Source organism: uncultured Holdemanella sp. (assembly GCF_958348295.1).
Lineage (GTDB): Bacteria > Bacillota_I > Bacilli_A > Erysipelotrichales > Erysipelotrichaceae > Holdemanella.
In genome coordinates, this window is the sequence record NZ_CATVYQ010000059.1 from 1 (window position 1) to 11291 (window position 11291).

An 11291-nucleotide genomic window follows, 5' to 3' on the forward strand; every position below is an offset into this window, starting at 1 on the left:
AAGGACTTTGTGCATACAAAGTCCTTGCGATACCTGTGCATACAAAGTCAAAAATGTGTTGTACACACATTTTATTTTTTGAGGATTTCATCCCCAAACCCCTTCGTAACTTTTAAATTGTTTTTTGATCTAAATATTTTTATGCAGTTCTATTTTCTATTTCTGAAGAAGTCATCAAGTTAGAGCAGAAATGTTGAATTTATGTCTTGTGTACTTTTTTGACCTGTGCTAATAAACTGTAAAGGAATGCAAATAAAGGCACAGGAAATATCTTGTGCCTTTTTTGTGTGTTGGTATTTTTTTTTGATATGAAGAACTATAACTTAAAAAGAACAGAAAAAAAGGATGTAAGAATTTCAATTCGTGTATCAGATAATTTATTTGACTACTTGAATAGTTGCTCTGATTTTTTTGGAGTCTCTAAATCTAACTTCATAAGGGAACGGTGTTTATCTGATTCGTTTTATGTTGTTTGTAGTAGGGAACTCCCAGTTGATTTTATGAATACTTTTACTCAGATTGCTGATATGGAAAATACGATAGCTTTTGAATTGAACTCGTTATACAAAAAATCTTTAGATACAAATCGTCTTGATTTAATTTTTCATGACGATTTTTTTTTAGAACAAATTGACAGAATCGAGTCCTGCATAAATTTATGGGTTAATGAACCTAGTAATCTAGAGGATGTGTTTTCCTATAGTTCACAAAATACCGTCATTCCTTTCTATAATGATTATTTTGATGAGTATGATTTAAATCCCAAAGTTAAAAATAAATTTGTATTTATCAAAATGTCACACTCATTTTATAAAATGCTTTATGATATTTCTAAATCTTTATCCATCAGTGTAACCCAATATATCATTAATTGTTGTATGAATCCAATGTATACTGAGATATGCTGTGTTTCTGAGAATAATGATTTTTTAAGATTAACTCATAAAATTGGAAGCAATATGCGTCAGATTAGATCTGCTATTAATAAAATCAACAAGAGAAACAAGGAATGCAGTGGAGGCTATACTCTTAATGAGATGAACGAACATTTTGATAGACTTGATGAAGTTTCAGATGATTTGTTTGCTCTCTGGAAAGATTTTAGAAATTTTATTGGAGCCAAAGATAAATCTTTATATTTTCAATATATCAAGAAGCGACATCTCCTTGAATGTGTAAAAACAACATTAAAGGAGACGGATCCTGACTTCTTAAAAACTGTAGGTAATAGAGAGATTCATATTTAACGGTGGCAGTACTGCCATCTTAGCACATTCGTTAGAGTGTGCTTTTTTTGTTGAATGGAGGTGATAGGTTATGGCAACGACCAGAGGCTGGGCAATGAAAGGAAACATTGTTAATCTAGTGAATTATATTTTAGATATTGGCAATGGTGAATCTAAAACAGAGAACGGTCATTATGTGATTGCATCTAATAGTGAATTGCCAATGTCTGAAGCATTTAAATGGAAGAAAAGTCAAACCAATTCTCATAGTGAATCTGTAGGATATCACTTTCAATTATCTTTGCTTTCTGGTGAAGGTTCTGCTGATGATTGTATGATGTTGGCTGAAGAATGGATAAATGCTATTTCAGATGGTAAGGCAAATTATATTATTGCTGTTCACACAAATACAAATAATATTCATGCACACATTGCTGTTAATTATTATTTGAATGATGGTAAGCCGTGGAAGATTTATTGGAAACGAGATCAGAAACGTTTTCGTGAAATTTCAGACCGCATCTGTGTTAAACATGGCTTCTCGGTTTTAGAGGAAACTCGAAACAGAAGTCAAACTTATTTTGAATGGCTTGGTGAACATTCTGACAACAATCGTGACGTTATAAAAAAAATCATGGATACTGTCATTCCAAAGGTTGCATCATACAACGACTTCAGAAATTATATGGAATGCATGGGCTTTAAAATTTATGATGATATGAAATCAACAGATGCCAATGTTTTCCAATTCACTGTCAATGTGAAACTGATTCATGAAGAGAAAGACGGAAGTTACATGGTGCGTATTCCATATGATAGGCAATATGTACGTGTTGAGCCTGAAGAATTTGAATGGCTTACAGAAGACAAGACAGCTCGAATTACGATTCCGATTGACAAAGATGTTAGTGTATTTGATTCCGGTATGGCATATAGAGGATTGAAGGATGCTGAAGAGCTGAAAAGGTTATTTGAAGACAAGACAAAAGGGAAACGTAAAGGACTGCGTATCCGAATGCCAGAAAGCAAATATATAGTTCGTACAAATCGTCTGGAACCCAATGAAGATGGATTGGGCTATACACTGGAAGATGTTATGCAGCGGATTAACAACAATGGACGTATCATCAACACACAAGATATACAGAGTGCTTTGGATTCGCAGGGAGACTTTGACAAAGTAATGCAGGCACGAAGAAATCTTTATGAAAGTGCAAATGTAAAGTTCGATCCAACAACAACGTTATTCAAATCAGTTCGTCAGGAATCATACTTTAGATGGAAAGCAACAGAAGTACAGAAAGTCATGGATCGTATGAACTACAGAAATCTACTTCAACACGATCGAGAGAACATAGATAAATTAAAATCAAGACGTTATGAATTACAGAAACAAATTGATGAGGTAAATCATCTTCTGCAAAACGTAGACAATACTGTGGAAATGATGACGGAACAAAAAATCGAAAATGTGATGGATATTTCTGATGAGGAAATTGAAACGTTTATCTCCGAAAACAGGAATCCACTGATTGAGAAAAAAGAGAAACTGAAAAAAATGATTGGATTATATTCTGAACGCATCAATACAGTTGATAATCAGAATCAGTATAAATCCGAGCGTGAACGAAGTGAACACGTTCACTAAGTTTATATTTTTCTTATTGATTTTATTTTTGTTATTTGAATTTCATGCCTCTTGATTCAAACAAGGGTTGCCCTACGGCGTCTCGCTAACGCTTGTCCCTTGTTCTTATCTTCGAGGCATGATACGAAGAAATTGTAAAGGCGATGAGCTGATACTTGATATGAAATTGGCATGGCATGACGTGGCTTTCCCGCTTGCCTGTAAGTCCAATATAAATGCGATGTTATCCAGATAGTCATCGCATTTCACACCGTGCTTAGTAGTTCGACCGCCTGCGATGCACGACCCAAACGAGAAAGACATGTGGTTGTTGATTGTTCTCATTAGTTGCTCACCGGAACTATTGAATAAGCATTAAACATGAAGTCGATCCAGATATCTGTTAGAACCTGTTCTATACATCTCCCCTTTGGACTTAGAGATATCATAGAAAGTAATACTTTTTCGCCAATAGTTTTAATAAACAGCCAGACAGATATCAAAAATGACCACGGCAGAAAACATGAGCCTGCCACTACATGAGGATACGAGTTCTGTAGGTGCAATTCCTACGATCCTCAAACACATCTTTCCAATATACAAATGCTACATAATGATAAGGAGTAAGTTCCTTCTACGATAAACACGTTTGCATTTGTACATTGATATGAATCATTTGACTTCATTTAAAATACAAAGGAGGTTTTTCTCCTTTTAAAGACTAAGCCATTTAAGTTGAATGATTCTACTCATGAAGAGAACTGTATGATTGCTTTTTCTCTTTTCATAGGTACGTATTCTACATATCAAGTTATATGTTTTCTTCATGAGGTGTTTATGAAGGTACAAGTAATATCAGGTGCAACTCCTGAAACCTTCAACTTTTTAATTTCAAGATGTAGTAACATGATTCTCTCAGTAGGAGGTGAAACTCCTGCTTTCCAACGTATCCTTTTCATGTTGCTACAAACGTTAGCTGTGACAGGCTATCTTAACATGTGATGGATTGAGATTTTTAAAGAGAATGTCAAAAATCTGGTTCATCGAAATTTTTAGACATGGGACAATGATCCACAAGCCAGTGTTCTGGACAGAGCAGAAAACATGAGCCTGCTCATCTTTCTTAGATTGATATAAATGTATATATACAGATTTATATGAAGGTGGTGATACATATTGATAAACTTTGAATATTTTTGTTTACCTGCATTGTATGTTAAAGATAACTCGTCAGATGTCATACATATGGTAGGAACGGATGCACATGACAGATTGTATCTGGATGCACATGGCAATATTCAATATTCAAATCTACAGAATGGAGGTGGAACTCCTGATGATTATTCTTTTGTTCTTGACGAAGATGGGCACAATCAAAGTAATCTGCCTTTCTCGAAAAAAGAACAGGAGTTGTATGGTTTAGATGAAGAAGATGCCTTTTTCACAAATATGGATATGGATACTATTAACATGCTGTATCTTAAAAAGAAAAGCAAAGCTGAGAAGGAAATGAAAGATTTGATAAACATTTTAAATGAAAGATGATTATTAAATCAATCAGTTATGACAGTTAGAATTGCTGTCAGGAGGGCGAAAATGAAACTAGAAAATATTGATGATGTATTGAAACAGAATATGTCAAAAGATTGTAGTACACACTTTTTAGAGTCGTGTATTCTTGATTGTGAAGATTATTCAAAGCTTTATGAAAGCTGTAGAAACTATGATGAGTTTGAAAAAAGGGTCTTGAATAAAGAATGCTGTTTGAATGATATCTACAGTGCCATTTCAATGTATGGAAAAGATAGAGGTAATCACTGGTACAGGGTTCGTGAATTATTTGGAGATCATTGTTTCAAAACAGCATCGGATGTTGGTAGTCTTCTTGTTGGTAATGAAGAATTTCAAGTTCTTATTCCAAATGGGTATGGTGATGGGACTACACGTGTTGCAGTTTTTAATAAGGCGGATTCTGATTATAGTGTTGCCTCTAGAATTATGTCTGATATGATGGATTATCATCGTGGACCTTATTTACATGGGAAGTTTAATATCTATCCATATGATTGCAACGATCCAACTGTGGATGAACCCTGTAAAACATTAGAAGGCAGATACTTTACATATTATTATGACGGCCTAATTGCTTTTGTTGAATATTAATAAAGATGGCAGTACAGCCATCTTTTTTGTAGGAGGTATAGTGTGGCAGAGAATAATTTGAAAAAGACTCTTCTTTTCAGTAGTTTAGAAAAAAAGGAATTGGTGGATAATATTGTAAGTGATGAATCGAATTCTATTGGAAGAAAAATTTCAGCGATAATAGAGTTGACAGTTATGGATGAATTGCTTACAAAAAATAATCAGATAAGATTCTGGATAACGGAATTGTATAAGGGATGTACATCTGGAGAAATTCTTTCGTCAATTTTCGATTATAATTCAGCAGGATTCAACTGGAAATCTCGTGGACTTCCATTATTGCCACTTATCGAGTTTGCGATAGATGAGCAAAAATTTATGGAAAAATACGAAGTTGATAAAGAACCAATAACTCACTTGATTAAATGTTTGAATTCAATTCATGAAATTTTTGATTCGTTAAACAAGGATGATGAACAGCATAGTTTAAAGTATACAGAAGCATTAGACGCTATAAATTGTTTTATAGAGCAATTGAGTGATGAAAATGAAAAAATACATTTTGCTCCTTTTTATAGATTCTTTAAAACGCACTGGAATGATCTAAAAGATTCTATGTATACATTTGAAGCTCTGTCTGATTTGGCAAGCATGCAAAAAGGATGGAGAAATACTAGTGAGTCTAGATATACTTTGACCAAATGCTTGCGTGACTTAGCAGATAATTGGTCAAATGAATTGGAATAAGGGGATAGGTTATGGCATCTAGCGAATTGAAAAAAAATCTACTTTTTAGTTGTGTTGAAAACAAAGAATTAATTGATGCAATGGTCGGTGATGAATCAAAAAGTATGCGAAAAAAGCCTTCAGCTATTTTAGAGTTAAGACTTTTTGATAGTTTTCTAACACAAAATGAACAAATTAGATTCTGGATACTTAATTTATATCAAGGGAAATCTTCTGGCGATACTCTTTCTTCAGTATTTAATTACAATGCAGCAGGAATAAAATGGAAATCCTTGGGGCTTCCATTATTGCCACTTATCGAGTTTGCGATAGATGAGCAAAAATTTATAGATAAAGATGAGTTTGATAAAGATTCTATTACTTCAAATTTAATTGATTATTTGATTCAACTAAAGAATAATTTTATGGAGAATAGCAATGATGAACGAGATAGTGATGTTAAATACAAAAAATGCTTAGAAGCTTTAGAATTCTTTATAGATGTACTAAAAAAAGGCGATCAAAAAATACCATTTGTGATGATTTATCGTTTTTTCAAAGATTATTGGGACATCTTGAAGGATTTAGCATATACATTTAAAGTACTTTCTGATTTGGCAAGCATGCAGAAAGGATGGAGGAGTGACAATTACTCTAGATTCGCATTAGTATGTTGTCTACGTGATTTAGATGGACATCTGATTGAATAAGGCGTGCAAATATAACAAAGTATGATATGTCAAAATGGAGGTTAAAAATGAAGTTAGATTTAGAGTATATGTATGATGTTTTAAAAGAAAACGTTTATAGTGAATGCGAATGTAAGCTTAATATGTGTTTGTCCATTTTAAAGCTTGAAGATTATTCAGACTTATGGAAGAAATGCAGTAATTATGATGAGTTTTATAAGTGTGTAATGAATCAAGAAGAGATTGATAATTTATATGTCTATTTATACTTGTATGGAAATATTGATGTTGATCCACGGGAAAAAATACTTGATTTGTTTGAAAATCGTTGCTTTGACATAAAATCAGATGATGGTGATATTTTTGCAGGTAACGATAGTTGTCGAACATATATATCAAACGATTCAGGAAAAGGAACTACAAAAATTGCTGTCTTTAATTTAGATGACCCTAACCGTGATCTAGTTCGTTATGCTATGGAGGAATTGATTGGTCGTCCTTATGGTAGAACTAGATTAATTGGTAAAATTAATATTTATCCTATAGAAGACATGGATACTCTTAAAGTAGGCGAATCTTGTATAACGATTGAAGGAGAATATCACGCTTATAGTTACAGAGGATTGGTTGCATTTGTGGAATACGAAATTTTCTATTGATTCTAAAGAATTTGTACGCATCGTGAGGAGGCGATGAAATGTATTTTGGCGAAAACATAAAGATTTATGGATTTGACAACGAGTCTCATTTCAATAGTCATTTAAATTATCTTTTTCGTAGTGATAATGCACAGAAATGGATAAATAAATATACGGCAAGAGATGAATGTTTCACTATAGGTAATCCTGACGATACAGGTGTCTTTAAGTTTGATTTGAAAATGCGAAAATCCGTTAAAGATGGTTTCTACAATCAATGGAAATATGATATGAATCATCTGTATTTTGCCAGAGTGGAATGCCAAGAGATGATATTTTTGAGTGGAATAAAGCAATGTATAAGGAAATGCATATAATCTTGCATGATATGCAGAAGAGGCACTATTATCCGATTCTTATTATTGTTCATAAAGATCAGCCAAACGAATATTGTCATTTCCACATGCTATTGGATTATATTGATCCAAACAGTTGATTTATCAAGATGGCAGTACTGCCATCCATTTCAAGGAGGGATGAATGAATGCCAAATGTGACAAAAACATACGGAATTGGTCTTTATTTGGATAGAGCAATGAAAGATAAAAATATTTCAATGGATGAATTGTCAGAATTAACAGGGATTAATAAGAATTTGTTGAGATGTTATCGGATATATGAAAAGAATCCATCATTAAATGTTATTAAGAAATTAGCAAAAGCTTTAGATAAGGATACAGATTTCTTCCTTGAGGATTCTTTTTTCAAGGAGAAGGATGTGACTGCAACACTTTTGAATACAGATTTGATTTCAAAACCAGAGGAGGTTAATGAAATTGATTTGAGATATTCCTATAAAACAATGAGCCGATTCGTGAATCAGATTTTTAATTTACTATCTATGGACGGAAAGCAAAAATTTAATGAGTCATTGTTTAACTTTATCAAAGAGGAGGTCTGCAATCTAGTTTGGGAAGATAATAAGGATTCAGAATAATTTACGATTAAACTGAAAGGTGGCAGCACTGCCATCCATTTAAAGGAGGGCATCAATGGCAAATCTCAAAGAAACGTATTATATTGGCTTATATCTAAATAAGGCTATGAAAGACAAAGGCATATCAATAAATGGTTTATCAAGTTCTACAGGCATTAATAAGAATTTGTTGAGATCTTACTTAATTAATGAACGGATGGCTTCTGTGGATACTATTAAATTGATATCGCCTGTTCTAGATAAGGATATGTGTTATTTTACTAATATTACATCTCATCAAATAGATGATTTAAAAACAATGCTTTTGATTTCAAAAATGGATGGTGTTAATGAGAAAGATTTAAGGTATTCCTATAAAATTATGAGTCGTTTAGTGAACCAGTGTTTTAACATGGGTTCTTTAGAGACAAAAATAAAATTAAATGAAGCATTATTTAAATTTATTAGAGATGATATCTGCAATCTTCCTTGGGAAGATAATAAGGATTCAGAATAATTTATGATTAAACTGAAAGATGGCAGTACTGCCATCTTTTTATTTACAGCAGACACAGGAGGAAATGTAATGTGGATTTTTATAGGGTTGGTAGTTAGTTTTGGACTTGGCTTTGGCATTGGCAAGCAATATGCCGTAAATAAGGCTACACAAAGGCCAAGTTTTATATTATACAGAGATGTTGAATGCATGAATGAAGCAGTAGTGAAGAATACGCCAGATGGATATGCCGTGATGAACAGCTATGTTCCATCTGGAGATGAAGAAAACGCTGCCTTGCAAAATTTTAGTCCAGTGGAGATGGTATCTACAGCGGACAGGACATTTGTAGTTCTTGGGCAGGATGATGGTGTCTATTTTTTACAGGAGACGGATGATTCAAAGGGCGTTGGATCACGTCCAAGATTTGGAATCCTGAAAAAGATTGGACATTCGATACGAAGGAATCTTTTTTAGGGCAAGGCGATTTTGGCCCTCGCATCCAGAATGCTCGGGCAGATTTTGCGTCCGCTTCTCGGACGCTTTTTATTTTTTTTATTTTTTCTTATTTGTTTTTATTTGTACTATCGAGTATTTTATCAAAATACAAGGACTGCCCTACGGCGTCTCGCTATCGCTTGCTCCTTGTATTTTTCTAAAATCCTCGATACGAAGAAATTGTAAAGGCGATAAGCTGATACTTGATAAAGTTTCAAGATTGGCAATCACAATGGAGGAAACAAGTATGAATGCAGATGAAATGATGTATGAATTAGGATTCGAAAAATTGGAAAATCATTGTAATGAAGTTGAAGTAGTGTACCAAAGGATTACTGAAAATGAAATTTGGAGAGTATTTTTCTTCAAATCGTATGGGCTTGGATATGTGAACTATTCAGTTTCCCATTATCATTGGTTTGAAAATCTTGTAGAGTGGAAAAATATGGATCCGTATGTAGACATGGAACTGCACAAAGCAATTCATCAGGTATTGATTGAACATGGATGGCTCTAGATTTGAGCCATTCCATTCAGGTATGAAATTAAACATTTATTTTATGGATGCCATTCATAGACAGGAGGACAAATAATGAATGATGTACGTGTAGAAGTAAGTTATAGATTATCAAATGAATCAGAGACACGTTATGTGGTCGTGGATGCGATGACAGGGCGTGTGGTAGATAGTGCAAAGGGGTATGGCTATACATCCTATAAAAAAGCATTAGCATGTTACCGCTGGAAACATGAAAAGCTTAGAAAAGGAATGATTTAAATGGAACGTAATGATGTTGAATTGAAGAGTCTTCGAAAAGAGAATATGAAGCTTTTAGAAAGGATTCGCTTGCTTGAAAAGGATATTGAGCATTTGAAGCAGGTTAATCAAAGACTTCTAAAAAGAAAGAAAACGGTACGGAGCAATGGATAAGATGGAAAAGCAGTTCAATAAAATCAGTACAGCAGAAATGAAAAAGAATATGAGTGAAGATACCATGACGACCTGTGAATGCTGTGAATTTTTGGAAACTATGATAGGTGATGACAAAAACATCATGGACTGCATCAACTACATAGAACGAAAGGCAAAATCTATGCACAGCAAACTGGTTCAGAACAAAGATGAAATTAAGCTCTTGAAATTTGTAAAAGGTACACCAACAATTCCAAGCAAGACGGCAGAACAGCTGTTTAAAGAGCTTGGCTTCAGAAAAAATCAGTCCGTTTGCTACGATGACATAAACATAAAGTACGAAAAGGAATCCGCCAATGTATGTGACATCCTAACGGTGCATTTCTATAATGGAATGTTTGTTTATACAGATAATATGAATCGTGCGTTGATGACGGATGGTAAGATGCTGAAAGCCATCTACAGGCAGATGATGGAATTAGGATGGATCTGATGAAAAAATAAATTGGAAGGAGTTCAGATGATAAACAAAATTAAATGGTTTTTTAAAAGATTATTCTGTAAGCATGAATTTACTTGGTGTCTAAAGAATGAGATGTTTCATTCTCTCAGAGGTGAGACTCAGTATCTTGTGTGTTTGAAATGCGGGAAAGTGAAAGATACAAGATTTGTTGAGTTTGACTAAAAAGAGGGCTTTATAGGATTGTCCAAATGAAATGTGAACTAATAGCTGATAAATATAAAAAACTTACTGGTAGAGATATTAAAGAAGATTTAGAAAATGAATGATGGAAAAGAGGGATATAGATGGAAAACGATGAAAATTGTGTTTACTGGGAATTGGATAAATATCAGGTAAGTCTGTTGTTGAAACATGTTTCCCAGTTCAAAACAGAAAACGAAGAGGATAAAAAGCTTGCTGAGAGCATGGCGGAAGAGTTGAAGAAACTGTTTGGATGGAATGAGGTCCATGTAAGCTGGAAGCTTAACATGAAACAGGTGGATTTTCTGTCTAAGTACACTGCTCAGCTGAAGTGTACAGACAAGGACGAAGAAGAAACAATGAGTCTTTTAACCGATGATTTAAGTTTCTTGTTCCTGTATCTTGATGCCTTAGAAAATCCAAACCGTAAGAATGAAGATGAGGAGGTTGCAGGATATGAATGAAAATCAGAGATTGTTGATGGGATTGTTTAAAAGTTCTGTTAATGAAAATGAAATGCACTGTATGATTGAAGCCGATGTGGATGAAGCACAGCTTGGTGCAATGGTGGCAACCATATTGGATTATGCATTCAAAAATGAGTTGAATATGGATACTGTATTTCAATATGCAGGCATCGTTTTAGAAAATACGGAT

Annotated in this window: 18 protein-coding genes; all 18 read left to right on the plus strand. The window is 33.8% G+C overall.

Annotation, left to right across the window (positions count from 1 at the left end; genetic code table 11):
• The first annotated feature begins 308 nt into the window (after positions 1-308).
• Entirely contained in the window at positions 309-1247 is a 939-nt protein-coding gene (locus Q3907_RS09480) for a hypothetical protein (protein WP_301898099.1), read from the plus strand.
• A gap of 70 nt (positions 1248-1317) precedes the next feature.
• A complete protein-coding gene (locus Q3907_RS09485; protein WP_301898100.1) occupies positions 1318-2874 on the plus strand; it encodes a relaxase/mobilization nuclease domain-containing protein in 1557 nt (518 codons plus the stop codon).
• Between the two features lie 816 nt (positions 2875-3690).
• Positions 3691-3855 (plus strand): hypothetical protein, encoded by a 165-nt coding sequence (locus tag Q3907_RS09490; protein ID WP_301898101.1) that lies wholly within the window; start codon positions 3691-3693, stop codon positions 3853-3855.
• 174 nt (positions 3856-4029) lie between these two features.
• Complete coding sequence (locus Q3907_RS09495; protein WP_301898102.1) at positions 4030-4398, plus strand: hypothetical protein; 369 nt, start codon at positions 4030-4032, stop codon at positions 4396-4398.
• Positions 4399-4449: 51 nt separating this feature from the next.
• Complete coding sequence (locus tag Q3907_RS09500) at positions 4450-5016, plus strand: hypothetical protein (protein WP_301898103.1); 567 nt, start codon at positions 4450-4452, stop codon at positions 5014-5016.
• A 42-nt stretch (positions 5017-5058) separates the two neighbouring features.
• Entirely contained in the window at positions 5059-5742 is a 684-nt protein-coding gene (locus Q3907_RS09505; RefSeq protein WP_288028596.1) for a hypothetical protein, read from the plus strand.
• A gap of 11 nt (positions 5743-5753) precedes the next feature.
• Positions 5754-6431: a hypothetical protein gene (locus Q3907_RS09510; protein WP_301898104.1), complete on the plus strand. Its 678-nt coding sequence runs from the start codon at positions 5754-5756 to the stop codon at positions 6429-6431.
• Positions 6432-6478: 47 nt separating this feature from the next.
• Positions 6479-7069, plus strand: coding sequence for a hypothetical protein (locus Q3907_RS09515; RefSeq protein ID WP_301898105.1), 591 nt, complete (start codon positions 6479-6481; stop codon positions 7067-7069).
• Positions 7070-7107: 38 nt separating this feature from the next.
• The gene (locus tag Q3907_RS09520; protein ID WP_301898106.1) at positions 7108-7425 is read left to right on the plus strand and encodes a hypothetical protein; all 318 of its coding nucleotides are present in this window, start codon (positions 7108-7110) and stop codon (positions 7423-7425) included.
• 167 nt (positions 7426-7592) lie between these two features.
• Complete coding sequence (locus tag Q3907_RS09525) at positions 7593-8045, plus strand: helix-turn-helix domain-containing protein (protein WP_301898107.1); 453 nt, start codon at positions 7593-7595, stop codon at positions 8043-8045.
• A gap of 55 nt (positions 8046-8100) precedes the next feature.
• Complete coding sequence (locus tag Q3907_RS09530) at positions 8101-8541, plus strand: helix-turn-helix transcriptional regulator (protein WP_301898108.1); 441 nt, start codon at positions 8101-8103, stop codon at positions 8539-8541.
• Between the two features lie 69 nt (positions 8542-8610).
• Entirely contained in the window at positions 8611-8997 is a 387-nt protein-coding gene (locus Q3907_RS09535; RefSeq protein ID WP_301898109.1) for a hypothetical protein, read from the plus strand.
• A 268-nt stretch (positions 8998-9265) separates the two neighbouring features.
• Positions 9266-9535 carry a hypothetical protein gene (locus Q3907_RS09540; protein WP_301898110.1) on the plus strand — a complete coding sequence of 90 codons (270 nt, stop codon included), beginning with the start codon at positions 9266-9268 and terminating at the stop codon, positions 9533-9535.
• Between the two features lie 75 nt (positions 9536-9610).
• Positions 9611-9796, plus strand: a complete 186-nt coding sequence (locus tag Q3907_RS09545; protein WP_195234928.1) for a hypothetical protein — start codon at positions 9611-9613, stop codon at positions 9794-9796.
• Positions 9797-9949, plus strand: a complete 153-nt coding sequence (locus Q3907_RS09550; RefSeq protein ID WP_217798976.1) for a hypothetical protein — start codon at positions 9797-9799, stop codon at positions 9947-9949.
• Between the two features lies 1 nt (position 9950).
• Positions 9951-10424: a hypothetical protein gene (locus Q3907_RS09555; protein ID WP_301898111.1), complete on the plus strand. Its 474-nt coding sequence runs from the start codon at positions 9951-9953 to the stop codon at positions 10422-10424.
• 314 nt (positions 10425-10738) lie between these two features.
• A complete protein-coding gene (locus Q3907_RS09560; RefSeq protein ID WP_301898112.1) occupies positions 10739-11098 on the plus strand; it encodes a hypothetical protein in 360 nt (119 codons plus the stop codon).
• Positions 11091-11291: hypothetical protein (locus Q3907_RS09565; protein ID WP_301898113.1), on the plus strand; the 201-nt coding region annotated here is incomplete at its 3' end. The genes Q3907_RS09560 and Q3907_RS09565, both read left to right, overlap by 8 nt.